This is a genomic window from Bacillus ndiopicus, from assembly GCF_000612805.1.
GTDB classification, from domain to species: domain Bacteria; phylum Bacillota; class Bacilli; order Bacillales_A; family Planococcaceae; genus Metasolibacillus; species Metasolibacillus ndiopicus.
In genome coordinates this window covers 583,228-608,101 of the sequence record NZ_HG964403.1, presented here as the reverse complement: position 1 = coordinate 608,101, position 24,874 = coordinate 583,228, and the positions used below count along the sequence as shown (strand labels likewise).

The 24,874-nt window shown below is 37.0% G+C and carries 30 protein-coding genes; 7 read left to right on the top strand and 23 right to left on the bottom strand.

The window, feature by feature from the left end:
- Complete coding sequence (locus TY13_RS02670) at nt 1-1,062, bottom strand: M42 family metallopeptidase (protein ID WP_042471313.1); 1,062 nt, start codon at nt 1,060-1,062, stop codon at nt 1-3.
- A 241-nt stretch (nt 1,063-1,303) separates the two neighbouring features.
- On the opposite strand from TY13_RS02670, the gene TY13_RS02665 reads away from it, so the two are divergent.
- Nucleotides 1,304-2,881, top strand: coding sequence for a two-component system sensor histidine kinase NtrB (locus TY13_RS02665; protein ID WP_042471309.1), 1,578 nt, complete (start codon nt 1,304-1,306; stop codon nt 2,879-2,881).
- Between the two features lie 77 nt (nt 2,882-2,958).
- Here TY13_RS02665 and TY13_RS02660 read toward each other — a convergent pair whose 3' ends face one another.
- On the bottom strand, nt 2,959-4,347 hold the full coding sequence (locus tag TY13_RS02660) for an aldehyde dehydrogenase (protein ID WP_042471308.1): 1,389 nt from the start codon (nt 4,345-4,347) through the stop codon (nt 2,959-2,961).
- Between the two features lie 300 nt (nt 4,348-4,647).
- Between TY13_RS02660 and TY13_RS20815 the strand changes: the two genes are divergently transcribed.
- Entirely contained in the window at nt 4,648-4,797 is a 150-nt protein-coding gene (locus tag TY13_RS20815) for a hypothetical protein (protein WP_195891646.1), read from the top strand.
- Nucleotides 4,798-5,016: 219 nt separating this feature from the next.
- A complete protein-coding gene (locus TY13_RS02655; protein ID WP_042471306.1) occupies nt 5,017-5,499 on the top strand; it encodes a hypothetical protein in 483 nt (160 codons plus the stop codon).
- 75 nt (nt 5,500-5,574) lie between these two features.
- On the opposite strand, the gene TY13_RS02650 is transcribed toward TY13_RS02655, so the two are convergent.
- The 9 genes from TY13_RS02650 to TY13_RS02610 form a co-directional block, all read right to left on the bottom strand.
- On the bottom strand, nt 5,575-6,099 hold the full coding sequence (locus TY13_RS02650; protein ID WP_042471302.1) for a YceI family protein: 525 nt from the start codon (nt 6,097-6,099) through the stop codon (nt 5,575-5,577).
- 203 nt (nt 6,100-6,302) lie between these two features.
- Nucleotides 6,303-7,022: a class B sortase gene (gene srtB / locus TY13_RS02645; RefSeq protein ID WP_042471299.1), complete on the bottom strand. Its 720-nt coding sequence runs from the start codon at nt 7,020-7,022 to the stop codon at nt 6,303-6,305.
- Nucleotides 7,023-7,034: 12 nt separating this feature from the next.
- Nucleotides 7,035-7,805 (bottom strand): ABC transporter ATP-binding protein, encoded by a 771-nt coding sequence (locus TY13_RS02640; RefSeq protein WP_042471295.1) that lies wholly within the window; start codon nt 7,803-7,805, stop codon nt 7,035-7,037.
- A gap of 4 nt (nt 7,806-7,809) precedes the next feature.
- On the bottom strand, nt 7,810-8,775 hold the full coding sequence (locus TY13_RS02635; protein ID WP_042471292.1) for a FecCD family ABC transporter permease: 966 nt from the start codon (nt 8,773-8,775) through the stop codon (nt 7,810-7,812).
- 18 nt (nt 8,776-8,793) lie between these two features.
- Nucleotides 8,794-9,684, bottom strand: coding sequence for a heme ABC transporter substrate-binding protein IsdE (gene isdE / locus TY13_RS02630; RefSeq protein WP_042471291.1), 891 nt, complete (start codon nt 9,682-9,684; stop codon nt 8,794-8,796).
- A 149-nt stretch (nt 9,685-9,833) separates the two neighbouring features.
- Nucleotides 9,834-11,603, bottom strand: a complete 1,770-nt coding sequence (locus TY13_RS02625; RefSeq protein ID WP_042471287.1) for an NEAT domain-containing protein — start codon at nt 11,601-11,603, stop codon at nt 9,834-9,836.
- A gap of 20 nt (nt 11,604-11,623) precedes the next feature.
- A complete protein-coding gene (gene isdC / locus TY13_RS02620) occupies nt 11,624-12,274 on the bottom strand; it encodes a heme uptake protein IsdC (protein ID WP_230199365.1) in 651 nt (216 codons plus the stop codon).
- A 172-nt stretch (nt 12,275-12,446) separates the two neighbouring features.
- On the bottom strand, nt 12,447-13,115 hold the full coding sequence (locus TY13_RS02615) for a thermonuclease family protein (RefSeq protein WP_042471285.1): 669 nt from the start codon (nt 13,113-13,115) through the stop codon (nt 12,447-12,449).
- A gap of 354 nt (nt 13,116-13,469) precedes the next feature.
- Nucleotides 13,470-14,051 (bottom strand): phosphatidylglycerophosphatase A family protein, encoded by a 582-nt coding sequence (locus TY13_RS02610; protein ID WP_042471284.1) that lies wholly within the window; start codon nt 14,049-14,051, stop codon nt 13,470-13,472.
- Between the two features lie 105 nt (nt 14,052-14,156).
- On the opposite strand from TY13_RS02610, the gene TY13_RS02605 reads away from it, so the two are divergent.
- The 3 genes from TY13_RS02605 (at nt 14,157) to TY13_RS02595 (ending at nt 15,908) form a co-directional block, all read left to right on the top strand.
- Nucleotides 14,157-14,876 (top strand): alpha/beta hydrolase, encoded by a 720-nt coding sequence (locus tag TY13_RS02605; RefSeq protein WP_081796909.1) that lies wholly within the window; start codon nt 14,157-14,159, stop codon nt 14,874-14,876.
- An 86-nt stretch (nt 14,877-14,962) separates the two neighbouring features.
- Nucleotides 14,963-15,475, top strand: a complete 513-nt coding sequence (locus TY13_RS02600; RefSeq protein ID WP_042471277.1) for a 2'-5' RNA ligase family protein — start codon at nt 14,963-14,965, stop codon at nt 15,473-15,475.
- A 4-nt stretch (nt 15,476-15,479) separates the two neighbouring features.
- A complete protein-coding gene (locus tag TY13_RS02595; protein WP_042471275.1) occupies nt 15,480-15,908 on the top strand; it encodes a GNAT family N-acetyltransferase in 429 nt (142 codons plus the stop codon).
- 172 nt (nt 15,909-16,080) lie between these two features.
- On the opposite strand, the gene TY13_RS02590 is transcribed toward TY13_RS02595, so the two are convergent.
- The 6 genes from TY13_RS02590 to TY13_RS02570 form a co-directional block, all read right to left on the bottom strand.
- Complete coding sequence (locus TY13_RS02590; RefSeq protein ID WP_042471273.1) at nt 16,081-16,329, bottom strand: stage VI sporulation protein F; 249 nt, start codon at nt 16,327-16,329, stop codon at nt 16,081-16,083.
- Nucleotides 16,330-16,341: 12 nt separating this feature from the next.
- A complete protein-coding gene (locus tag TY13_RS19990) occupies nt 16,342-16,443 on the bottom strand; it encodes a YjcZ family sporulation protein (protein ID WP_230199378.1) in 102 nt (33 codons plus the stop codon).
- Between the two features lie 98 nt (nt 16,444-16,541).
- Nucleotides 16,542-16,904, bottom strand: a complete 363-nt coding sequence (spoVAE, locus tag TY13_RS02585; RefSeq protein WP_042471271.1) for a stage V sporulation protein AE — start codon at nt 16,902-16,904, stop codon at nt 16,542-16,544.
- Between the two features lie 9 nt (nt 16,905-16,913).
- Nucleotides 16,914-17,909 (bottom strand): stage V sporulation protein AD, encoded by a 996-nt coding sequence (locus TY13_RS02580; RefSeq protein WP_042471268.1) that lies wholly within the window; start codon nt 17,907-17,909, stop codon nt 16,914-16,916.
- Entirely contained in the window at nt 17,903-18,358 is a 456-nt protein-coding gene (gene spoVAC, locus TY13_RS02575) for a stage V sporulation protein AC (protein WP_042471266.1), read from the bottom strand. Before spoVAC ends, TY13_RS02580 begins: the two co-directional genes overlap by 7 nt.
- Nucleotides 18,358-18,756, bottom strand: coding sequence for a YhcN/YlaJ family sporulation lipoprotein (locus TY13_RS02570; protein ID WP_042471264.1), 399 nt, complete (start codon nt 18,754-18,756; stop codon nt 18,358-18,360). Before TY13_RS02570 ends, spoVAC begins: the two co-directional genes overlap by 1 nt.
- Nucleotides 18,757-18,943: 187 nt before the next feature.
- On the opposite strand from TY13_RS02570, the gene TY13_RS02565 reads away from it, so the two are divergent.
- Nucleotides 18,944-19,444 carry a CotY/CotZ family spore coat protein gene (locus TY13_RS02565; RefSeq protein WP_042471263.1) on the top strand — a complete coding sequence of 167 codons (501 nt, stop codon included), beginning with the start codon at nt 18,944-18,946 and terminating at the stop codon, nt 19,442-19,444.
- Nucleotides 19,445-19,755: 311 nt separating this feature from the next.
- Here the strand turns inward: TY13_RS02565 and TY13_RS02560 are convergent, their stop codons facing one another.
- The 6 genes from TY13_RS02560 to TY13_RS02535 all read right to left on the bottom strand — a co-directional run bounded on the left by TY13_RS02560 (nt 19,756) and on the right by TY13_RS02535 (nt 24,815).
- The gene (locus tag TY13_RS02560) at nt 19,756-20,091 is read right to left on the bottom strand and encodes a 4-diphosphocytidyl-2C-methyl-D-erythritol kinase (protein WP_154661498.1); all 336 of its coding nucleotides are present in this window, start codon (nt 20,089-20,091) and stop codon (nt 19,756-19,758) included.
- A gap of 48 nt (nt 20,092-20,139) precedes the next feature.
- Nucleotides 20,140-21,516 (bottom strand): magnesium transporter, encoded by a 1,377-nt coding sequence (gene mgtE / locus TY13_RS02555; protein ID WP_042471259.1) that lies wholly within the window; start codon nt 21,514-21,516, stop codon nt 20,140-20,142.
- Nucleotides 21,517-21,739: 223 nt separating this feature from the next.
- A complete protein-coding gene (locus tag TY13_RS02550) occupies nt 21,740-22,633 on the bottom strand; it encodes an RluA family pseudouridine synthase (protein ID WP_042471257.1) in 894 nt (297 codons plus the stop codon).
- A gap of 11 nt (nt 22,634-22,644) precedes the next feature.
- Nucleotides 22,645-23,442 carry an NAD kinase gene (locus TY13_RS02545; RefSeq protein ID WP_042471255.1) on the bottom strand — a complete coding sequence of 266 codons (798 nt, stop codon included), beginning with the start codon at nt 23,440-23,442 and terminating at the stop codon, nt 22,645-22,647.
- A complete protein-coding gene (locus TY13_RS02540; RefSeq protein ID WP_042471253.1) occupies nt 23,439-24,113 on the bottom strand; it encodes a GTP pyrophosphokinase in 675 nt (224 codons plus the stop codon). The genes TY13_RS02545 and TY13_RS02540 overlap by 4 nt, the downstream gene beginning before the upstream one ends.
- 306 nt (nt 24,114-24,419) lie before the next feature.
- Nucleotides 24,420-24,815, bottom strand: a complete 396-nt coding sequence (locus TY13_RS02535) for a UPF0738 family protein (protein WP_042472363.1) — start codon at nt 24,813-24,815, stop codon at nt 24,420-24,422.
- Nucleotides 24,816-24,874: the final 59 nt, after the last annotated feature.

The following is a 24,874-nucleotide window of genomic DNA, read 5'->3' as shown; positions in this document are numbered from 1 at the left end:
CTATTCCCCCATTTCAACCATTGGCGATGTTACATAGGCATATAATAATTCTGCTGTTGCCTGTAATGAATCAACATGTGTACGCTCATAAGCATGCGATGATTCGATACCTGGACCGAATAAAGCATGGCGAATATCAAAGCCCGCGCGAATCGCTGCTGATGCATCTGAAGCATAGTATGGATAAATATCAAGCTTATATGGGATATTATTTCCCTTTGCTAACTGCACTAGATGCTGTGTAAGCTCATAATGATATGTACCTGCCGCATCCTTTGCACAAATTGACACTGTGTACTCATCAGACGTTTGACCGTCACCAATGGCTCCCATATCAACAGCAATATACTCTACAACTTGCGGTGGGATATTAGAGTTACCACCATAGCCAATTTCCTCATTATTGGAAATATAGAAATGCGTTGTGTAAGGTAGGTTTACATTATGCTCTTTTATATATTTCATTAATTGCAGAAGCAATGTTGTACTTGCCTTATCATCTAAATGACGTGATTTAATAAAGCCTGATGCCGTCTCCTCATAACGCACATCAAATGATACAAAGTCACCTACTTCAATGCCAAGTTCACGTGTATCTGCTGCATTAAATACCTTTTCATCGATACGCACCTCAATATGATTCTCGTCACGTTTTAAACTATCTGTATCACGATACACATGCACCGTCGTTTCATGCATTAAAATTGTACCACGCACCGTTTTACCATCTGCTGTATGAATCGTACAATATTCCCCCTCTACAGCGTTCCATTTAAAGCCACCAACCATTGCTAGTTTTAAACGACCACTCGGCTTAATTTCTTTGACCATCGCACCAAGCGTATCTGTATGAGCTGTTAATAAGCGGTGTTGTTCATCATTTTTACCTTCGAAAGTTACAACAATCGCACCTTTATTTGTTTTTGTATAAGCAATATTATGCTCCTTCAAAAATTCTCCCATAAATCGCATAATTATTGTCGTATATCCAGATGGACTTGCAATATTTACTAATTTCTCTAATAATGATAAAGTCTGTTGTTGATTGAATATATTCGTCATAAAAACCCTCCTAATGCTTTTTATCCTGCATTATCAGGCTATCCACTTTAAAGATGAACTACCTGTAAAACACGATAAATAAAAACTAGTAATTAGTGAAGAAAAGAAAATCCCCAACTAATTGAAGTTATATTTTATCATATCAAATTTTAATGTATATCGACAGACAGTTTTATGGTTCAATTATACATAAAGTATTATACAAGTTTTAACAATAATTAAAATTTTTCAGGAGAAAATAATGCATCCACTTGCCATTATACATAAGCGCAACTTATTTATTTACTACTCGCTTTTCATTTGTACAATGTTCTTTATTACGATTAATTTATTCGGTATTGTCCACTATACTCATAGCTATACACTAGTTATTATTTTAGTTGTAGCATTGATTGGACTTTTACTTTATAAAAAAGTACATGCACGATTCGTTCAAATTTTATTAATTTTAACATGGAATATATTGATTATCACGTTAACACTCGGGAGCGGCCAATTATTATTTTTATTTGGTTTTTTATATTTATTACTTATCGCCAATGTTTATCAATCACATATTATTAATACGATATTAGCAATTGTTACGGCTATTGAAATAGCGTTCGTTGTTGTTTTTAAACAATCCAATATTAATCTTACCCACCCTATTCAAAGCTTTATTTTTTTCACATTATTTTTATGTATCGTTGGCTTTTTGCAAACACTGTACGCAAAGAAGCTTTGGCTTTATGAGGAAAAAAGAAATATAGATAAGAGGCTTGAATTTTCCTCAACCGAAGCATATTTAAAGTTATTTTTCGATCATGCTGAAGATGCAATGGCGGTGTTCGATTTAAATAATAAAATTATTGAAGTAAATGCTGCTTTCGAAAAAATGTATGGCTGGACAAGAGAAGAATGCATTGGTCAATCGCTTAAACTCGTAGCACCTGAAAATACGGATGCAGCAAATGAAAGATTTCTAAAGCTACTACAAGGAGAACGCTTCCGTTTACTCGAAACGAAAGATATGCGCAAGGATGGCTCCATTTTTGATGCACAAATTTCATTATCCCCTATTTATAATTCTTACGGAGATATGTTAGCTGTTTCGGTTATTTCACGGGATATTTCCTACCTTAAAGAAAATGAAAAGCTGTCTTTACAATCAGAGAAATTAAAATTAGCAGGGGAAATTGCGGCAGGCGTAGCACATGAAATTCGCAATCCAATGACGGTCGTATCAGGATTTATTCAAATGATGAACGAGGATTCACAATCACCCTATCTTGCATATACAAACATTATTCAGTCTGAAATCGAGCGAATTGACTTAATTATTTCCGAGTTTTTAGTACTTTCTAAGCCACTCGCTGAACAAAAGAGCCCACTTAATTTATTAGAAATTCTACAAGATATCGTACTGTTTTTCGAGTTTCAGCTAGAGCAGCATCAAATTCAATTAGTTCAGCAGTTTAGTAGTGACCGTTTATTTATTTACGGTAATAATAATCAAATTAAGCAAGTATTTATTAATATTGTTAAAAATGCAATTGAAGCAATCGAGAAGAACGGTACAATTACGCTTATTTGCCATCATGATGAACATTTTGCTTATATCGAAATTTCCGATACAGGTGAAGGAATTCCTCAGCATTTAATCGGCTATATTTTCGAACCATTTTATACGACAAAGATTCATGGCACTGGTTTAGGTATGATGATTTCAAATAAAATTATCTGTGAGCATGGCGGGGCCATTAATATTCAAAGCGAGGAGCATGTCGGTACAACGATTACTATTAAAATCCCGTTAGAACATCAAAAAGAAAGCGCATGAAATCAAAGTTTCATGCGCTTTTAGTTTTGCATGCAAAAGCAGGCTTTAACATGCGAATACTTACTTTTAGCCTAGCTTTATTTCATCACCTTACGAATTAGCTTAACCTTTTGTTTATACGGTGGGAATAGTATATTGGTCGCTAGCTTTGTTGAGCGCTGTAAAATTGATTTTTGATGTGTGAAGCATTCAAAGCTTGCTTGACCATGATAAGCACCCATACCTGATGGTCCAACACCACCAAACGGTAAATTAGTGTTACCTACATGCGCCATAATATCATTAATACAGCCTCCACCAAACGGCAATTCCTCTAGGAAATATTCACGTGCATTATCATTTTCCGTAAATAAGTACGCGGCTAAAGGCTTTGGCAAACGGCGTATTGCGTGAATTGCATTTGCTAAATCGTTATAGGCCATAATCGGTAAAATCGGACCAAATATTTCATCTTCCATTACTTTACTATCCCATCCTGCACCTTCAATTATCGTTGGTGCAATATATAAATCTTCACGATCTGTTGTTCCGCCAAATGTAATGTACTCAGCATCGACCTCTAATATCGCCTTTAGCTTGTCAAAATGACGATGATGGATAATACGACCATAATCATCGCTTTGATGCGGATTTTCTCCATAAAAGGCCGTAATCGTTTGCTTCAAAATTTTAATAAATTTTTTATAGACAGAGCTATGCACCAAAACATAATCAGGAGCGACACATGTTTGCCCATTATTCGTAAATTTCCCCCAAACAATGCGCTTTGCTGCGACTTGCAAGTTGGCAGTTTGATCAACAATCGCAGGGCTTTTTCCACCTAATTCTAATACAATTGGCGTTAATCTTTCGGCAGCAGCACGCATAATAACCTTGCCTGTCGACACGCTGCCTGTAAAGAAAATAAAATCAAATGAAGCATGGATTAATGCCTCTACTTCTGCTTTTTCTCCTTCTACCACACGCACGTAATTTTCAGCGAATGTTTCTGTAATAATTTTTTTAATAATTTTTGTTGTATGAACAGTCGCTTCAGAGGGCTTAATTATTGCAGTGTTGCCACCAATAATTGCACCAAGTAACGGCTCCATTACAAGCTGGAATGGATAATTAAATGGTCCAATAATTAAAACAACTCCATACGGCTCACGAACAATATAGCTCTTTCCTGGCTGAAATTGAACAGGTGTTTTTGCAGCAACTGGCTTTGCCCAGTCATCGATATTTTTCACCATATGCGTAATGCTATCTAGGACGATTCCGATTTCTGTTGCATATGCTTCAAATTCACTTTTGTTCAGATCTAACTTTAAAGCATCTATAATTTCTTTTTCATATTTTTTTATTGTTTCTTTTAAATTTAACAATTGTTGCTTGCGAAATTCTATATTTTTTGTAGCACGTGAAAAATAGTAGCTACGCTGTGCTGTTATCATATTTTCTACATCTTGAGCTGTAAAATTCATAAAAAACTTCCTCTCCATTTTTTATTTTTATGCATAATTTCATCATTCCCACACATATTAACTACTATAACGATTGCTTATTATCCTTTCAATTGATTGTACATCAATTGTGCCTCAGCATAGCTCTGCATTAAGGTTTTTTCTAGCTTGAATAGGAAAATCCATAATATCAGTTAGAGAATTACCCTTGACCTAGCAGGAGTTTTAGCAGTGCTGGATCAAAAATGACTACCGTCAGGCAACCAAATTTAGGATAAGCATTCTCTTATATATTTTTACATCGACAAGGAGGCAATTTCAATGATTATTACTGAAACTTGGTGGGAAGCAATTTTTTCTGGACCTTTATCAATCGGTATTAATGAACAAAAGTTACTAGAACTTGAAGATGAATCGTTTTTATATTTTACTATGCCGCCTTTACAGCAGGAAGAACTTCAAACATCATAAAAACCCCCTCAGCATACTAACAGCTGGACAAGGCTTCTGCTTTGTCTAGCTGTTCCTATCTTTTATTGATTTTTTCTTCAAAATCCCTTATAATTTGTCACTAGGTGCCAAACCTAGTGTATTAGCCGGAACAACTAATACACGCAAAAGACCCCATTGAACGGCGCGGATTGCCGGGGGTCTTTTTTACTATTTTTTCAAGTATAAGGGATGATTACGATGAAAAAATTTGTTAACTTTTATTTAATATTGTTGGTACTATTTATTGTTGTTGGCATTTCTGGATTCTCTTCCTCAAAAAATAAAAACCCAGAACAGACAGTTGAAGAAATTGCTTTAGAAAAAACACCTGGCTATGCAACAATGCGTACAATTGAGGAAATGACAAAAGATCAGCAGTTAGAAAATGCAGTATTAGATATTCAGGTTACGCCAAAGAAAAATGAAGAAGTCGTTGTTGTCGAAATGCAAAGCTCAGAATTTATGTCGTTTGATACATTACTAAAGGATAGCTATAATATGCTAGCCAAAATTGCTGACGCACCACAAATTACAGAATTCACATTTATTTGGCAACAGCCTGTTAAAAATAAAAATCATGTCGTACTTTCTATGACATTTGATCGCGCTGGACTCGATAAAATTCCAACGATTGCATATAGTGATTTAGCATCTATTGCAAATACATTTGAACAGTATTAAAAAAGCAAGGAAACTGCTAGCAGATTCCTTGCTTTTTTGTCATTGTGAGTGATTTTACGTGTTCCACCAAATCAATTATGCTTGGTTAACTTCAAGCTCTACTTGAATTTTAATATCTTTACCTACAAGAACCCCGCCTGTTTCAAGTGCTGCGTTCCATGTTAAACCAAAGTCTTCACGGTTAATTTTTGTTTCTGCTTCAAAACCGTATACTTCTTGACCCCAAGGGTTTGTGCCTTTACCGTTGAATTCTACATCAAATGTTACTGGTTTCGTTACATCTTTAATTGTTAAATCACCTGTTAATTTATATGAATCACCTGATTTTTCAATCGAAGTTGATTGGAATGTAATTTTAGGGAATTGATCTGCATCAAAGAAATCTCCTGATTTTAAGTGATTATCGCGATCTGTGTTACGCGTGTTTATGCTTGCTGTATCAATTACAAATGTAATATTTGCAGTTGATAAATCTGCTAAATCAGATGATTCGATTTGAGCTGTATAAGATTCAAAAGCTCCTTTTACCTTTGATACCATCATGTGCTTTACGTTAAATCCGATGCTTGAGTGTGATTGGTCTACTGTCCAGTTTGTCATAAAAAAACCCTCCTGTTTTTTGTCTCGATTTCGAGATATTTTATTAAAAATAAAGCAGCCTACATCATTACATATCCCCACTGAGGTGATTTGTTAAACATTAATTTTTATGCTGCAAGGCTGAACTTTATTACTTACTATTTGTAACTTAGTATAATTCACATTTTTACATGAGTCAAGAAAAATATTTCGAATTCAAGATTTTATTTTTCGACAACAATTTTTGCATGTACGACAAAGCGTTCATTATCGTTTGGTGATGTTGTACATGTTGAAAACGTAACAATTTTGTCGTCTTCTGTCACATTAACAGGCATACGAATAACCGATTTTTGCTGAATCGTCTGTAAAAATGCTACATACGTGTCTTCAGTAAAATCTGTTTCAATATAATAAAAATCTGTTGTCGTTTCATAAGCTGCAAATACTTCTAGACGGTATGTTGCATTCGGAGTTTCGTAAATAAAATATGGGTGTGTCTCTGCATAATGCTGCTCAGCAAACTTTGCCAGCTCGCCAAACATCGTGCCATTGCGCATAACATGCCCATAGAAAATCGTATGACGTGCATTAGAATCATTGCGGTAATCCATAAAAACACTACCTGCACGACTTTTTTCGCCCGCATAATTATGATGCAAATAAAATTCATTATTATTTGTTTGTAATACAGGATTATCAAGCTGTGAATCGCTTAAATGAAGCCAACCGACAATATCAGAATTGATTTTTTGTAGCTCAATAAATTTTGCATTTTTTGCATCATACTCTGCCGCTATCTCTTCTTCAACTTGCTCATACACTTCCTGTACTTGTTGAAGCTCCGTTTCCACTTGCTTGTAGCTATAAAAATGGTTAACGAGCCCAACAGCCGACATAATAAAGACGATAATACAAATGGCTTTTATAATTTTCACCTTCATATTATCGCCTCCTTAAATTCCGATTGGCACCATATACAATCCGAGAGTAGCGTCCTCTTGAAATATCGCCTCGACACCATATACTTCCTTCACTGTTTGCTTTGTAATAACATTGCGGGGCTCCCCCTCTGCGACAATACACCCTGCACTCATTAAAATAATATGATCGCTATAACGAATTGCTTGATTTATATCATGTAGCACCATGACAATCGTTAAACCATGCTTTTCATTAAGCTCTTTTACTAGCTCTAATAACTCTAGCTGATAGTAAATATCTAAGTATGTTGTTGGCTCATCTAGGCATAGTAGCTCTGTTTGCTGCGCTAATGCCATCGCAATCCATACACGTTGTCTTTCTCCTCCAGACAATGCCGATAAATCATGCTGACGTTTCTCACTCAAACTTGTACATGCTAATGCCCAATCAACAGCCTTGTCATCATCAGCATCGTTCTTTTTTAGCAATGAGTGATAAGGCATACGCCCATAGCTAACAAGCTTTTCAACTGTTAAATCTTGAGGAATATCATTTTGCTGATAAACAATCGCGAATTTTTGTGCAAATTCCTTTGGTCGATAATGAACTAAATCTTTATTGTCTAGTAATGCTTTGCCCTGAAGTGGAGAATGATTGCGTGCCATTACATTTAATAATGTTGATTTGCCGCAGCCATTTGGGCCAATAATAGTCGTAATTTTGCCGCGCTGTATCGCTGTTGATACACCTTGTAAATGTTGTTTTTTACCGTCATGTGAGACAACAATTTTTTGTAATTCCACACTATCACCCTTTTCTCAGTAAAAATATTAAAAATGGACCACCTATAATCGCCATAATTGTCGATGCAGGCACTTCTAATGGTGCGATTACTGTGCGCCCAATCGTATCTGCCAATAAAATAATAAATGCACCGAGCAAAGCTGTAAAAGGTAATAGCACTTTATGGTCATGTCCAACGATGCGTCGTGCAATATGAGGAACGAGCAATCCTACAAAGGCAATAACTCCTGCTACAACGACTGAAATAGCTGATAATAATACGGCAACTGCCGCAATCGCTAAACGTGCCAATGTAACATTAAAGCCGATGCTTTGTGCTGTTTTATCAGACAATGCAAGCACATTACACCATGAATACATAACGAACGCCAAAACTATGCCAATTGAACCGTAAATTGCAATAATCGTTACATCATCCCACGTTTTAAATGCTAAGCTTGAACCAAGAACACTACTAGCAGAAGCATTTAAAGAGCCTCCAAAGCTAATAAAGGCCTCCGTTAAACCTGTAAACATCGCATTGATGGCAATACCAATTAAAATTAAACGCAGTGGATTTAAACCTGATTTCCACGCTAATGCAAACACTAAAAAACAGGCAAGGGCACCACCGATAAATGCAAAAATCGGCGTCATAAAAAACAAAGTTGGAATAACTGAAACAATAAATAATTTTGTAAAGGCTGCTCCTGACGAAATCCCAATAACACCTGCATCTGCAAGAGGATTGCGCATAATCGCTTGTAGCAAGGCGCCCGCTATAGATAAAGCAGCTCCAGCAAATATCGCTACAATAATGCGTGGGAAACGCAAATCTCGAATGGCTGCCATCGTTTCGTTATTTGGATCGAATAATGCGCTAATGAATTCCCAAAACCCCATTTTAATGCTGCCTGTTGTCGCAGCATATATAGCTGTTATCACAAGCAAAGCAGCAATGATAACAGTGCTAATTATTTTTTTCATCACTTAACAACACCTTTTAAGTTACTCATTGTAGAAAGTTTCAATTAAATGCTGTAATGCCTCTGACACGTTTAATGCTGCTGTTGTACCAAATAATTCTTCCTCTAAATCATATACGCGATTATTTTTCACGGCGTTAAAATGCTTCCAAACATCATTTGTTTTAAATTCCTCATCAAACATTTTAATAACTTCATCTGGCATCCCGTGTGCCATACGTAAAATAATATCAGGATTGCTGTTATACAAATGCTCTGTATTAGAGGCTAAATATTCTGCTTCCTGACCAGCCATAACATTAACTCCACCAGCTCGTCGTACTAGGTCGCCTGCATATGAATGCTCCGTAGCAACTAAATAGCTCCCTGGCACACCTAGTAAAATAAGAACGCTCGGCTGCTCATGCTGGCTTGCAACATTTTCTACTTGGGCGATTTCGCCATTTAGTTTTTCAATAAGCGCGTTCGCTTGTTCTTCCCTTGCATAGCGCTTTCCTAGTTCTTCAATTTCGGTAAGCATCGTATCAATGCTCGTTAAATCAACAAAATCGACAGGTATTTGTAGTTGCTCAAATGTCGGAGCTAAATCATATTCCAATGTTGATACTGATAATACCTCTGTTGGCTTTAACGATTTAATAATCTCCATATCTGGCTGCATCGCATTACCGATTGATGGTAAGCCAGCAAAGCGAGTAGGTAATTGTTTCACAGTGTCTGGTACAGCAATTGCATCAAGCTCTAAACGATCCATAATATCTGCCACAACAACTGTTCCAGCTACAATACGATGCTCTTCTTGCTTCTCTTCCGAATCATTATCTTTTTGTTGTTCTGGAGCCACTGTTTTTCCGCTACAAGCAGCAAGTAGCATGACAGCCATAAGCAATAAAAGTGGTAAGTATTTTTTCATTTTTAGCTTCCTTTCTTTTGCTTGATCTTGATTCAGTGGATGTTGTTTTTCGTACTATAAATGGGACATCCAAACGCCCACTGAATCAAAATAACAACAGTGGCTCCCCCTCATATAGTGAGAGGAAGCCAACTCTTTGAATTATTCTCTTAGTATTCTAACACATAAAGTGTGTTTAAAATAACTTTCGCCATTTGGCTACGTGTTAAAGTGTTGTTTGGATTGAATTTACCTTCATTGCCAGTCATAATGCCTAATGCATTTAATTCAGCAATCGCTGTTACTACTTCTTTATTTGAAGTTGTCACATCTTTAAACGGCACTTTTGCTCCAGTTGCTTTATAGCCAGCCCCCTCTAAAACACGGTAAATAATAACCGCTGCTTGCTGACGAGTAACTTCCTTCGTTGGCTCGAATGCTGTTGCAGATGTGCCATTCATAATACCAGACTCACTTAATGCTTTAATCGCATTTTGCGTTTCAGCATCGAATTTTGTAATATCTTTAAATGTAGTTTTTGCAGATGCATCAAGCCCTAGGTAACGGTTTAGCATTAATGCAAATTGTGAGCGCTTCACTTTGCCGTTTGGATTAAATTTATCCGCTTTTTTGAAAATATCTAAAGAATATAGTGTTACGATATTTCCGTAGTCGCCTAATTTTGTAATATCTTTGAATGGATTTTGCTTACCACCAAATTGTAATTGCACAGGATATGTTGAATCATATTTCACAGGTCCAGCATCTACAGAGACATCAACTGTCGCTGTGTAAATAGCATCCAAGTTTGTTGTTTCGACTGTATAGATTTTTGTTGTATTTTTGCCCGCTTCAACCGTTTTCTCATTAGCGATTGTTGCACCTTTAATATCAAATTTGTTCAAGTATTGACCTTGTACAAATGTTAAATCAACAAGGAAACTTTCTTCTGTTTCCGTCACTGTAACAGTCGGTTTCACATAATTCGACATAACAGAAACTTCATTTGTTTTATCTTTGTAAATGTATAAAGGAAGCTCTTCCCCTGCTTCTACAGGTTCCTCTGCCGTCACTTCTGGTAAATCAAGGTTTGTTGTGTTAATTGCAAAACCGAATGGATACCATTTATCCATATTTGCAGCAGGTACTACAACATGGATTTCCGCTTTTACTAAATCGCTAATTGATGTAATTGGAAAGTTAAATACTTGTGGTCCCTTTTCCACAGAGCCTGATACTACCTTTGCATCAACACCACCTACTTTTAAACCAGTAATCATTGGATTACTTTTTTCAGTAATCGCTAATTGTACTGAATATTTGCCATCTTTAACAATTAACTTTGCATCCTTTTCAATGTGGCTTGTAATTGCTGTATATTCACCTTTATTTGTTTCTGGATGATAAGCATCAAATGTAATCGCATATTCACCATCTTTTACTTGCTTAAATGTTTTACCTGGCTTGAATTCTACTTTTTCCTCTGGTTTTGCTTCAGGTGCTTTAATTGTTGTTGGATCTAATGTCAATTCAAATGATGTTGGAATTTCTTTGTCCCCAACTTTTACTGTACCTTCACCCTTTACAGTGCCACCTGGACGTTCTACAGGAATATAGATTACTTTTTGTCCATTTACTTCTTGAACAACATTTGCACCATTTACTTCTACTTTCGTTAACATGTTCATAACAGTCTCATCTGCTGATAATTGAATTGCATATTTACCATCTTCAATAACTAAAGTAGCTGGACCTTTTACATATTTCGCCAATTGCTTTGTCGTATCTGTAATTGTGAAATCGATTGTGTATTTACCATCTGGCATAGAGCGTGAAGGTGTTGTTTCAGCCGCTGAAGCTGCTACTGCTGGTACAATAGCAGATGTTGCTAATACTGAAGCTAAAGCTATTTTTGTCGTACGAGATTGAAATTTTGACATTTGTCATTTCCCCCAATTAATTAATTTGTTTGTTTTACTTTATAAAATACAAGCGCCGAAGTAATAAGCATAATGATAAGAAGATATGGTAGTGAATCACTTGTTTGTGGATTCTCTACTTTTTCGTTAACACTTACTGACTCGTCAGCTTTATTTCCAGCATTTGAAGCGCTAGATGTCTTATTCACATTGTTCGCAGCTTTCGATGATTCTTTTGTCGTTGGCGTATTGTTTCCTACTGTTGCTTGTGGAATACTTGTTGCATCAAATACAAAATCAACGCTATAGCTGTGATGATAATTAATATCATCAATATCAATTTTCATTGCTACTGTTACAGGATTTGATAAATTTGCTACTGCAAATTGCACAACACGTGTATCTGCATTAGTATTTTGATTAATAACTGCTGCGCCACCTGGTGGGTTAAACTCTGTTACCCATGCGCTATTTTTGATCGTCAACTGCACAGTCGCTTTGCCATTTTTCACAATTACTTTGGCTGGCTTTAAGAAATAGTCGTTCGCCATAGAAGCTGAAATACTAGTCGGTTTATTTACTTGATAATTAATATCGTATGTTCCATCAGCTAATTGTGCATGCGAATAATTAGGCGCAAATATAAATACCCCTAACATCAACACAAAAAGACTTAGAAAAAGCTTTTTCACAGTTCAAGTCCTCCTCAAAATAATTATTTCCTTCACAATTATGGCATAAATAAGAATAATTCTCAATTAGAATTTAAAACTTCAACGAATTGTCATATTATCAATCGTACCTCGGCTAACTTTTGTCCAGATTTTCCTAAGTTGGTTGGAAGTTAACCTATTTCAAATGAATTTAATGAACTGCATCCTCATGGAATTGCTTGCCATCAAAATAACCTTCATGCGCCCAAACATTCAGTTTTTGCGCTTGTGCTTCTGCTTGAACCTCTTTCAATTCTGCTTCTAACGTATTATTCGGCTTATTTATATAGCGCATAACAGCAAGACCTTCCTTTAACAAAGATTCCTGTAAAAGCACATCATCTACATATATATAAGCGAGTATTCGGTCATATTTATCTGTTTCTGGACCAACATCAAAAAGCAACTCAATTTTCGATGCATTTTTCAACAGATTTTCTGTAAATGCCTTTGCATCTTCTGCATATGGCATCGGCTTTCCTTTATCATAGTTCATTTCAGGTGTGTCAACCATTAATAGGCGAACTTTATGCTTTTCACCATTCATTTCTATGCTAAATGTATCTCCGTCATTAATAGATAAATATTTAACTGCTTGCAGCTTATTTCCCGTAGCTTGCTGCGCATATTGTATGGAAATGCTAGCAGCTACTGCTGATTGTTGTTCATTTTCTTGCCCGATTTTATTCTCTTCCTGTTGAGTTGTAATATTTTCATCTACAGGTTTGTCCTTTGGGTCTGGACTAAAAATTAAATAAAGCGCAACTGCTAAAATAATCGTTCCACTTGTAATAAGTGTTTTAATATCTGATGGTTTCATAATTACTTTATTCCCTTTCGTAAATTAACATTGCTTTTATTTTATCAAACTTTCCACATGATACAAATGTCTGAAAAAAGGCATTTTCAATCCATAACAAAAGGGAACTCCGTTTTTTGGAGTTCCCTTCTTCAATTGTTGTAGTAAATTAATTTGAGTTTTTATGATCTTCTTTCCTTAATGGCCTTATTACTAACCTTTCTGTCTCTGAAACGTACTCGAATTTTCCTGCTTTCAATTGTAATGTGATATCTCCTCTGTATTTTCTTGCTACTAAATACGAAACTTGCCTCGTTAAGATAATTTAGTTTACATGCGATAAGACATCATATCTTACTCAGCTGGTTTTTCTATTTAAACATCCTCATTTGATTTTGGCTGCGGGCCTAGCTTATCTGGTGAAATGGCTGCAAATGTTTCTCCTTCTTCCTCTAAATCACGCATACGATGGGCAATACGTGAGGCTGCACTCGCTGCAATACTCGCAACTAAATCATCTAAAAATGTATTTACAAATTGTCCTGCCTTTGTATCTAACTTATTAATAATGCCGATTTTCTTCTTATCTAAATGACCGAATGTTGTCACTGCAATGCTACCATACGTAAATACGGAACCAAGTGCAATCGTTTCATCGACACCAAACAATCCTTCATCTGACTCTACAATAGATTGCAATGGCTCTGATAACATTTTCTTTTCTGCTAACTCGTCAAGCTCAACACCCACTAATACCGCGTGTTGTACTTCACGCTTGTGTAATACTCGCTCAACTGAGCTGACACAGTGCTCCATCAATAATCCTTCATTATAAGGGTTTTGCATTTCATAAACGATTTCCGCAATATCCTCAACTTTTACTCCCCTACGCTCCAACGCAGAATAAGTTGCTGCTGTTACTTGATCAGAATGAACACGAACTTCTCGATTATGCATAATTTACACCTCTATTAATGTATTTTCTTTCCTACATCATATTACACCTTTCCCAACGATTATGATACAATTTCGTTACATCTTACTTGAGAAGGAATGAGTGTTTTGGATAAAGGAACAGTAAAGGATTTAGTTTTTTATAGTGAAGCACTTCAGGAAGAGCTTCAACTACTTGTTTATATTCCGGCAAATTATTCGCCACTATATAAATATAATTTACTCATTGCGGCAGATGGTAAAGACTATTTTCAATTAGGTGGCATTACAAAGCTTGCTGATGAATTAATTGGTAATTATGAAATGGAAAATACGATTATTGTAGGCGTACCATATAAAAATGTTGCAGATCGCCAAAAAAAATATATCCCTTCTGGTGAAGAACATGAAGCATTTTTACGCTTTTTAGCACATGAGCTTGTACCTTATTTAGACGACAACTATGCGACATTTCAGCTTGGTCAAACCCGCGCTATGATTGGTGATTCAATGGCCGCAACAGCCGCTTTAATGGCAGCTCTAAAGTATCCAAATGTATTTGGTAAAGCCATTTTGCAATCCCCTTATGTTGATGAGCTTGTGCTTAAGGCAGTAATGAATGCCACAAACTATAGTGCACTATCGATTTATCATATTATTGGTAAAGGTGAAGATAAAGTTGTTACAACAAATAAAGAAGTAAAGGACTTCCTTGCACCAAATAGAGAGCTTCATCAGCTATTCCATGAAAAAGGGTTCAATACATTTTATGAAGAATTTGATGGCGATCACACTTGGAAATACTGGAAACCAGACTTAAGACGAGCACTTATAGAAAATTTCGGATAAAAACGGCGTAATAAATGTAGTAAATAATCAAATTCTGTTATACTTATAAAGAGAGAAAAATCGAAATGTTCCGGGAGGTTATGAACTTGAAGTATGGTATTGTTGCTTTTCCTTCTAAAAATTTACAAGATTTAGCGAATAATTATCGTAAACGTTACGACCCACATTATGCACAAATCGCTCCGCATATGACATTAAAGGATGCGTTTGAAGCTGATGAAAGCGCCGTACAAGATATTGCTGCAAAATTAACTGAAATTGCATCCAATTTTGCACCATTAAAAATTCATGCATCACGCATTAGCTCGTTTTTCCCTACAACGAATGCTATGTATTTCCGAATTGAACCTACAGAGCAATTAGCTAATATTCAAAAGACAATTCAAGAAAAAATTGCTTTTGGCGAACAAAAACACGTTTTTGTACCACATATTACAATTGCGCAAAAGCTAACAGCTTCTGAGCACGACGATGTCTTCGGTCAATTACGTATGTCTGGCGTTGATGTACAAGAGGAAATTCAGCAAATTCATTTACTAAAAGAACAAGATGGTAAATGGGAAATCGTCGAATCATTTAGATTAAATGGAGCTGAATAACCTAATGTTTGAAGTACACTCTGCAATATCTGAAGAACAATTACAGCGTGCGTTCGATATCCGCAAAAAAGTGTTTGTTGAGGAACAAGGTGTACCCATTCACCTTGAACTAGATGAGTATGACAAAACAGCATATCACTTTATTGTGATAGATGGTGAGCGAACAATCGCTGCGGCCCGTTTAAGAGAATACGAGCCATTAGTAGGGAAAGTTGAACGCGTTTGCGTATTAAGTGAATATCGCGGACAACGACTAGGGTTTTTATTAATGGAACATATCGAGCAAGTAGCAAAAGAAAAGGGCTGGGAAAAATTAAAACTCAATGCCCAAAGCTATGCTGTTCCATTTTATGAAAAACTACAATACATCGTAACGTCTCCAGAATTTTTAGATGCTGGCATTCCGCATCGCGCTATGGAGAAATCTATTTAATATAAAAGCTGTTTGGAAATTTCCAAACAGCTTTTTATTTGGTTTATTCTATGTTTTTCAAAGTTTATTCTACGTTTTCAGAGCTTTATTCTACGTTTTTCGAAGTTTATTCCACGTTTCACAAAATAGGCTACCGAAAAAGCCGTAACTTTCCCGATAGCCCCTCTTTTTATTAGCGCATCATTCGCTCTATTTTACTAAAATCAAGAGATTTGCCATCCTTTAAAATAGACTGTACAATTTGCTGTTCTAACTGTGGTGATACTTTACGTTTTGCAACTTTACTTACCTTTTGTACAATTTTTCTCACTTGTTTTTCATTTGTAAAATCTGCATATTGTATGGCGCGAGCTAATGCGAATACTTCATCCATTTCCACACCAGTTTTACGCTCAAACTGTTTAAAAAAACCCTTATCCATTACTCGCCCTCCTTAATAAAATGCAGTACCAACAATGATTAGTAAAATAAATAATACAACGATTAATACAAATGTGGAGCCATATCCGCCCCCACCATAATAGCCTGGTTGCACATTTCCACATTGGTTCCATCCGTAGCCAGACATGAATAACCCCTCCTTTCTACAGTGTAGTTTATGCTAAGCCAACTGTCATAGGAGGGGTAAATGCCCTAATTCACTTTTCCTTTTGAATGAAAAATAAGTGCAGCAATAAAACCAAAAATAATCGCCGCGCTAATGCCGGAGCTCGTTACCTCAAACATCCCTGTTACGACTCCGACTAAGCCATGTTTTTCTGCTTCTGCAAGCGCACCATGTGTTAACGAATTACCAAATGAAGTAATTGGAACCGTGGCACCCGCACCAGCAAAATCAATAAGTGGCTCATATAAACCAAATCCATCTAAAATAGCGCCTGCTACAACAAGTGTTGATAATGTATGCGCTGGTGTCAGCTTGCCAACATCCATTAGTAGCTGCCCAATCGCACAAATAGCGCCTCCAACCAAAAACGCAAAAATAAAAGTATACATTGCTCTCCCTCAGTTCATCGCAATTTCTATCGCATGGGCTGTACATGGAATTGTTTCCCCTTGCTGGTAGGACAGCGGAGATAATAGTGCGCCTGTTGCTACAAGCAATACTCGTTTAAAGCGTCCTGTCATAAATTGACTTAAAACATAGCTATAATAAACTGCTGCTGAGCATCCTGCCCCACTTGCTCCTGCCTGAAACGCCTGATCATCTCCATAAAATTCAGCCCCTGCATCACGGATTAGCTGTAGCTCATCATTTTTAATGCCATCCTCAGCTAACATCGCTTTCACTAGTTTTAGACCGATTTTACCTAAATCACCTGTCATCACCATATCGTAATCACTTATTTTTTGCTTTCTATGCTGTAAATGCCTTTTAATTGTATCGTAAGCGGCTGGTGCCATCGCTCCACCCATATGAAATGGATCTGTTTCATGATAATCAATTACTTTCCCTACTGTTGCTGCTACCATATAGGGGAAATCTGGTTGGTATTGACCAACTAACGCATAGCCTGCTGCCGTTACTGTCCATTGTGCTGTTGCAGGCTTCTGTGCACCATAATCAACTGGATAGCGAAATTGACGCTCTGTCGCATTGTGTTGACTCGAAGCGCCAGCAATTGCCAGTTTCGACGCTCCTAGCTCCGTTAATAAACCTGCAACAATAACTGATGAAATGGATGTTGCACATGCTGAAAACATCCCGATAAAGGAAACGGCTAATTCTCTCGCAGCAAAATTGGTTGGTGTCATTTGATTAATTAAATCACCACTCAAAAAATAATCAACATCTAAATTTTTTATTTTTGCCTTATCCATCACATGCTGACAGGTGTTTGTAATAAGGCGCCTCTGCCCTTGTTCATTTGTTTTTTCTTGAAAGCGTTCATCATCTGCTACGATATCAAAATAGGAACGAAAGACGCTCCGAGCCTCCAATGGACCAACTGCTGCTGCTCCAGCTAATAATGCTGGTTTCGTCTGAAACACAATTACCATGTGACAACCCCCAGCATGACAAGCACTGTCTTCACTAAAGCTACGACAAAAGCAGACACTGTACCAAAGACGATAACCGAGCCAGCTAGCTTAAACATATTACTCCCCACTCCTAGCACATAGCCCTCTGTTCGATGCTCAATGGCAGCTGAGACGACCGCATTGCCAAAACCTGTAACAGGGACTGCACTACCAGCACCTGCAAATTGCCCAAGTCTTGTGTACAGTCCTAAACCTGTCAAAATCATCGAAATAAAAATTATCGTTGCGACAGTTGGATTGCCAACTGTTTTCTCAGTAAAATCGAAAAAAATCATATAAAAGAAGGAAATAGCTTGTCCGATAACACAAATGAGTCCACCGATTAGAAAAGCTTTTAATACGTTTACTACATATGGTGGAGTTGGTGTCATTTGCTGTTCAATTGTTTCATATTGAGATTCCTTCATTATGTTTCCTCCTTCGCTAACTTCTTTAGATGCTCTATTTTTTCGTTGACCTTCTGCTTGTTTTGCTCAGACATTAGCTTATCCGTTTCCCAGAGCAGTTTGAAATCCGAAGAAACAAGCACATCATAATGTTCCCATTTTTTCTCTAATTTTTTTTGCAAATCACTTGCGATTTTTTGCTCTTTAAATGAGTGCAATGGCTTTACTTCAATTGCAACGATAATATCACTGTCAACAACGACTATTTTAGCTTTGTGAATATTATTCATTTTCTCGATTTCTTGCCTAATCTCTTTTGTTTTTTCATCCTGCTCATCATATGCGACAATCTTTTCCTTTGCGCCACAGGCAGATAGTAAGAGCAAACATATTGCGATACCTAAAAAACGCCTTACCATTTCATGCCTCCCTCTTCAATTTGTATATTGACATATGAATTCATGTAATTACAGTTTTACTTTATCTAGTATGAACAAATTTTTTTGCTTTATTCAAAATCTAGGCAATCCTTTCTATGCGAACGCCCTGTTCCCTTGGCAAATTACTCATATTGTATAGAGAACTAAAATTAGGAGGTGAAAGAGTATGGGTTGTAGTAAAAATATTAGCCCAAGCTCGAGTAATGGTTGCGTTTGTGAAGTAGTTCGTGCTATTTTAGACATCCAAAATCAATCTGTGCGTGAAGAATGTTCTCGTTGTACAACAAATTGCTTTTTAGAGCCTTTAGGCGGCATCGTTAGCCCTGGTAGATCACAAGTAGACACGAGGGTATTTATGTTATTAACGAAATTCGGAACGCCTTTCGTTGCAACATTTAGTGCTGAGGACTGTATGGATTGTGCATCTGTGTTCTTCCGTGTAGAAGATGTATTCGACGATTGCTGTGCAACATTACGTGTGTTAATGCCTTTAGACCGCGGTGGAGATACGGTTGATTTATTAAATAGTGATGGCACTGCCGTGTCATTGCGCGCTATTTGTGATGTAACAAACTTCGCAGTGACAGATAGCTGTATTACAGTCGATTTAAATTGCTTCTGCGCTGTACAATGTGTTGCTGATGTGAATTTAGGAATTTGTAACTAATTATATAAATTGTGTGGGTGCTATGCACCCACACAATTTATATTTGTATTCTTGTCAGTTGATTCGATAGCTCCTATTTATAGTATGACTCGCATGTGCGCTTTTACTCGCAGCTTTACAATATAGAAAATCTGTTGGCTAGAAAGTCGAATTCACCTTTGACACAGCAGAAAATTTAAGCTAACTTATTCATTTTATTAATGAACAAAATATCGACATGTTTATACATGATGCATATTTTAAACAAACAGCAAAAGGCTGTCCAAAAAGCGGCGCACCAGCCTGCTTCTCGGACAACCTCCTTATCCATTTTAATGTATTCTCGATGCATGTATTGTCGCAATATCGTTGGCATTGACAACCATTTTTTGCTCAAATACTTTCATGACAACATCCGTTCCATTCAAATGCTCAATCGTTCCAACGAGACGCTCCCCATTTTTCAGCACAACAAGTAGTACACGTGGCTTTACTGCTGGTCGTGCGAAAAAGCGTAATTGATGTGCAATAAGTGAATTGGCAATACTATGTGTCTGTGGCATTTCGTAAATTGAGGTGCTTTCTTCTAGCTCCCGCTGCTCAGCCGCCGTTATTTCAACAGCATAAGACGGCGTCCTGATGAAAAGCAGTGGTTGATATTTCATCAACAATCGCCCACCTTTTTTTCATACAATATGCACTATTAACAGCTTTTGTTACAAAATTTGATTAATAAATGTAGTCGCTAATCCTAAATAGATTAAAATACTCGTCACATCATTTAATGTTGTAATAAATGGACCTGATGCAACGGCTGGGTCAATGCCAAGCTTATGCATTAATAACGGGATAAACGAGCCTGCTATTGTTGCGACTAAAATTGAACAGCAAATAGCTGCACCAACTAACAAGCCAATCATAATTTGATGTTTCCAAAAGAAAATAATTGCAACAACTGTTAAACCGCAAACTAAACCTGTAAGCAAGCCAGTAATACATTCTTTTATAAGCAGCTTCAGCTTGCTCTGCTCATCCACTTCACCTGTAGCAATACCACGCACTGCAACTGCTAGTGCCTGTGTACCACTGTTCCCAGATGTTCCTGAAATAAGTGGAATAAAGACAGCAAGAAGTGCTACCTTTTCTAATGTTGCCTCAAATTGCCCCATTAAATTTGCCGTAAACATTCCTAAAAATAATAAAATGATTAACCAAGGTAAGCGTGTCATCGCTGCTTTAAAAGGTCCAGCATCAATATCATCCGCATCTGAAATACCGGCTAGCTTAGAATAGTCATCAGATGCTTCTTCATCAATAACGTCGATAATATCATCGACTGTAATAATTCCTTGTAGCTCATTATTATCATCTATAACAGGAATTGCCAAGAAATTATAGTCTCGCATAATTTGCGCAACATCCTCTTGGTCATCTCCCACTTTTACCGATACAACGCGCTCACTCATAATATCGTGAATAAGTGTATCCTCATCAGCAATAATTAAATCACGTAATGACATAACTCCTGCCAATTGATGGTGATCGTTAACGACGAAAATATAGTAGATTGTTTCTGCGTTTGGCGCCTCATTACGCAACACAGCCATTGCCGAGCGAACTGTTGAGTTTTCTAAAATCGTTACATACTCAGTTGTCATAATTGCACCGGCAGTATATTCAGCGTAGCTTAATAATTCATTGATTTCTTCAGCAGTTTCGCTATCCATCATTTCTAAAAAGCTTTCACGCTGTTCATTGTCCAGCTCATTTAAAACGTCAACAGCATCATCTGTGTACATATGTGATAACATCGATGCACCGTATGCTGGTTCCATTTCACCTAAAAATTGCTCGTACTCATCATCTTCTAGCTCGATTACTTCAAAAATCAAGGCCATTTCTTCAGGAGACAAGTATAAATAGATGGTTTGACGTATGTCTGGTCCCACCTTTTTATAAAATTGGGCTTGATCATACGGGTGAAGTGCTAAAAAATGCTCTCGGAAAGCATCAATCTCTTCTTCAGTTAAAAGCATTTGTAAAAATTCTTCATTATAACGCACTTCGTTATTTTCTCGTTTTTGTTCTACCATTCTTGTCCCCTCCTCTCAAAGTTCATCATACAAGCAATATAGTAAGTTCGTAAATCATTATTTCAAAAAGACATGGAAATTTTACATTTATAGCTGAGCAGCTTAAAACAATAAAAATCCACTTCGATTTTTACGGTTAAACCGCTGGCGTCTACGTGGATTTTTATCAATAAATATAATAGTAAATCCTTGCTTAATAACTTCTTCCCATTTTCAATACGTACTAATTTTCCTTTAGTAAATTTCCCAATTCTTTAGGCAACTCACTGCTAAAAGATAGCATTTTTTTAGTTAATGGGTGCCGAAATGTTAATGATACACAGTGCAATGCTTGGCGGTTGATTACTTGCTTATTGCCTCCATACAACTCATCACCAACAAGCGGATGACCTATATGAGCCATATGTACACGTATTTGATGTGTACGTCCTGTGTGCAATGTTAAACGAACATGCGATACGATGCAATCGTTTAGTCTACCGTATTCTATCACTTCGACGTCTGTATGCGCAAACTGTCCATCTTCGCGCACTTCTCGCTCTATAATACTAGACTCTTTACGCCCAATTGGTACGATAATTGATTGACTCATAGTCTGTCCATAAACGATGGCCTCGTATTGCCGATGCACCGCACCTTGTTGTTGTGATGCACTCATTAAATGATGTATATGTCGATGCTTCGCAATACATAATAAACCTGACGTATCTCGGTCAAGCCGTGTCACAATATGTACAGTAGAAGCAAGTCCTTGCGTTTCAAAATAACCAAGGACAAAATTCGCTACACTACTATCCGGGTGTTCACGTGAAGGAATTGTGCTCATATAAGCTGGCTTATCAATAACGAGCAATGCCTCATCCTCATAAACAATATCTAACTCTCCATGCTGTGGGATAAGTCCCTCGCTCGCTTCTTCTGTTGGAAATATAATTGTTACAGTATCTCCTTTTGCAACTACATAACGTACATTGCACCTAATACCATTAACAAGAATATCACCACCATCGAATTTAATCGCTGTTAATGCTCGCTTAGAAATTCCCCATAATGCAATTGCTTCACGCAATAGCATTTCATGTTGTACTTCAAACTGTAATGTAAATCTATTTTTCATATTATCCTCAGCTACTCATTTGAAATGAACGAATCATGCACACGCTCCCAAAATGGGAATGGACGGAACCTTGCAAAACGAATACGTTCCACCGCAACATTAAATGCAATTGATTTAACATCGGCTTCTGTCAGTTGAATATGGTCGACTGTAATATTAAAACGCTGATTATTAACTGGCTTTAACACGCATGTATGATGTGCAGGGAATACAAGCGAAGAGCCTACAGTACGGAACACTCGATTATTAATGGATGCCATTTCTGTTAGTTGAAACGCTGGTAATGTTGGATGAATAATTGCTCCACCTAATGCTTTATTGTAAGCCGTACTACCCGATGGTGTTGAAACACATAAACCATCTCCACGGAAGCGCTCAAACTGAGTACCATTTAATTCAACATCCATAACGAGCGTAACATCTGGTGATTTAATTGTCGCCTCATTCAAAGCTAAATAATGACTTGTTTCTGAATGATGGCGGTGAACATGTACTTGCAACAGCGGATATTCGACAACATTAAAATCTTTTTTGGCTATAGATAATACAAGCTTCTCCAATTCAGATGGTTTCCAATCTGCATAAAAACCTAAATGGCCTGTATGAATTCCGACAAATGCCACTTTATCCAGACGGTGTGCATAGCGATGAAAGGCATGTAAAAGCGTTCCATCTCCTCCGATAGAAAGTACAATATCAGGCTCTTCTTCATTAAGTTCTAGTCCGAAATCTTGTAAATACGATGTTGCGAGCTCCATTAGTTCATTAGATTGTGCGTCGCGGCGTGATTGAATTGCAAATGATGTCATGAGCTTACCCCCTTATCTTTGTTTGCATGTAGTGTTACGCTTGGAGCTTCTTTTACCTCACTGAAATATACCTGTGCCTCTTGTATTTCATTGCGAATTTGAGACATTTCCTCATCTAGACGAAAGGCTGCTTCAGCGGCGCTTTGCAGACGAGTTTGAATCTCCTCTGGAAAAGCCCCTTTATATTTGTAGTTTAATGAATGCTCAATTGAAGCCCAAAAATTCATTGCTAATGTTCGGATTTGAATTTCAGCTAAAACAACTTTTTTGCCATGAATCGTTTCAACTGGATATTCAACAATCATATGATGCGAGCGATAGCCACTCGGTTTGCTATGTGTAATATAATCCTTCTCTTCCACTACACTAAAATCTTCTCTCTGTCGAATCAACTCAGTTACTGTCGCAATGTCATCGACAAATTGACACATGATTCGTAGCCCTGCAATATCCTGTAGTTCTTTTGCTAACTGCTGAGAAGGTTCAAATGCGATTCCTTTTTCTAATGATTTGTCATAAATACTTGCTAAAGGCTTCACTCGTCCTGTCACAAATTCAATTGGCGAGTTTGCCCCCACAATATTAAACTGCGAGCGCATACCTTTTAACTTTATTTTCAGCTCTTCTACCGCTTGTTTATAAGGGCTTAAAAAAACATCCCATTGGCCCATCACAACAACCTCCTCATATGAAATAGCATGCCTATTTCAGCAATACATTACGTATTTTTCATTTACCACACAAATCGTAATATATGCAATCGAATTTATTGATTATGAGTAATTATTAATCATTATCATTACACCTTGTCTAACCTTCATTCAATTTTCCTTAAGCTCACCACAGGAAAATTTGTGTCAGAGGCTTTGGAGCAGCATGATGTCGGGTACGCATGTATGGTGTAAACTAAATTGCTCTCTATAAGCAAGAGTTTACACACCTACGTAATTAGAACAAAGCATTTGTCTCATCATCTCTTAAAGAGGCGAATCTTCTGCTGAATCAAGATATATTATTGAAAATTGCTCTTCTATAGCTTGGACAAATTCTTTACCATAGTTTTCATTACCTTGAATATTCCACAATAAATACTCAAGCTCCTCCGTAAAATTAGGAAGTGCCAAGTCAGGTGATAAAAATGGATCGCGCTTATTTTGTACAATTTGTAATAATCCTGCCCACACTGTTTGCGGGAAGCTTAAATAACTATACGCTCCCTCTTCCTCCACAATATAAATAAATGCCATATTATCTGAATCGACAATGACCTGCCCTGTCGGTTGAATTTGAATCCCATGCTCATTATCGTGTAAACTAAAATAAATATCATTATGTATTTGTTCAAATTTTTGAATTGTATATACTTTACGCACTTTTTTGTACTTCCCTTCCAAATGTTCTCTTCCTATTTTACCATACGACGAAAAGGGAT

Excerpts from the sequence above, each read along its gene's own strand:
- TY13_RS02670 (WP_042471313.1), bottom strand. The coding sequence starts at position 1,062 with ATGACGAATATATTCAATCAACAACAGACTTTATCATTATTAGAGAAA.
- TY13_RS02665 (WP_042471309.1), top strand. The coding sequence starts at position 1,304 with ATGCATCCACTTGCCATTATACATAAGCGCAACTTATTTATTTACTAC.
- TY13_RS02660 (WP_042471308.1), bottom strand. The coding sequence starts at position 4,347 with ATGAATTTTACAGCTCAAGATGTAGAAAATATGATAACAGCACAGCGT.
- TY13_RS20815 (WP_195891646.1), top strand. The coding sequence starts at position 4,648 with ATGATTATTACTGAAACTTGGTGGGAAGCAATTTTTTCTGGACCTTTA.
- TY13_RS02655 (WP_042471306.1), top strand. The coding sequence starts at position 5,017 with ATGAAAAAATTTGTTAACTTTTATTTAATATTGTTGGTACTATTTATT.
- TY13_RS02650 (WP_042471302.1), bottom strand. The coding sequence starts at position 6,099 with ATGACAAACTGGACAGTAGACCAATCACACTCAAGCATCGGATTTAAC.
- srtB (WP_042471299.1), bottom strand. The coding sequence starts at position 7,022 with ATGAAGGTGAAAATTATAAAAGCCATTTGTATTATCGTCTTTATTATG.
- isdE (WP_042471291.1), bottom strand. The coding sequence starts at position 9,684 with ATGAAAAAATACTTACCACTTTTATTGCTTATGGCTGTCATGCTACTT.
- TY13_RS02625 (WP_042471287.1), bottom strand. The coding sequence starts at position 11,603 with ATGTCAAAATTTCAATCTCGTACGACAAAAATAGCTTTAGCTTCAGTA.
- TY13_RS02615 (WP_042471285.1), bottom strand. The coding sequence starts at position 13,115 with ATGAAACCATCAGATATTAAAACACTTATTACAAGTGGAACGATTATT.
- TY13_RS02610 (WP_042471284.1), bottom strand. The coding sequence starts at position 14,051 with ATGCATAATCGAGAAGTTCGTGTTCATTCTGATCAAGTAACAGCAGCA.
- TY13_RS02595 (WP_042471275.1), top strand. The coding sequence starts at position 15,480 with ATGTTTGAAGTACACTCTGCAATATCTGAAGAACAATTACAGCGTGCG.
- TY13_RS02590 (WP_042471273.1), bottom strand. The coding sequence starts at position 16,329 with ATGGATAAGGGTTTTTTTAAACAGTTTGAGCGTAAAACTGGTGTGGAA.
- spoVAE (WP_042471271.1), bottom strand. The coding sequence starts at position 16,904 with ATGTATACTTTTATTTTTGCGTTTTTGGTTGGAGGCGCTATTTGTGCG.
- TY13_RS02580 (WP_042471268.1), bottom strand. The coding sequence starts at position 17,909 with ATGGTAATTGTGTTTCAGACGAAACCAGCATTATTAGCTGGAGCAGCA.
- spoVAC (WP_042471266.1), bottom strand. The coding sequence starts at position 18,358 with ATGAAGGAATCTCAATATGAAACAATTGAACAGCAAATGACACCAACT.
- TY13_RS02570 (WP_042471264.1), bottom strand. The coding sequence starts at position 18,756 with ATGGTAAGGCGTTTTTTAGGTATCGCAATATGTTTGCTCTTACTATCT.
- TY13_RS02565 (WP_042471263.1), top strand. The coding sequence starts at position 18,944 with ATGGGTTGTAGTAAAAATATTAGCCCAAGCTCGAGTAATGGTTGCGTT.
- mgtE (WP_042471259.1), bottom strand. The coding sequence starts at position 21,516 with ATGGTAGAACAAAAACGAGAAAATAACGAAGTGCGTTATAATGAAGAA.
- TY13_RS02550 (WP_042471257.1), bottom strand. The coding sequence starts at position 22,633 with ATGAAAAATAGATTTACATTACAGTTTGAAGTACAACATGAAATGCTA.
- TY13_RS02545 (WP_042471255.1), bottom strand. The coding sequence starts at position 23,442 with ATGACATCATTTGCAATTCAATCACGCCGCGACGCACAATCTAATGAA.
- TY13_RS02540 (WP_042471253.1), bottom strand. The coding sequence starts at position 24,113 with ATGGGCCAATGGGATGTTTTTTTAAGCCCTTATAAACAAGCGGTAGAA.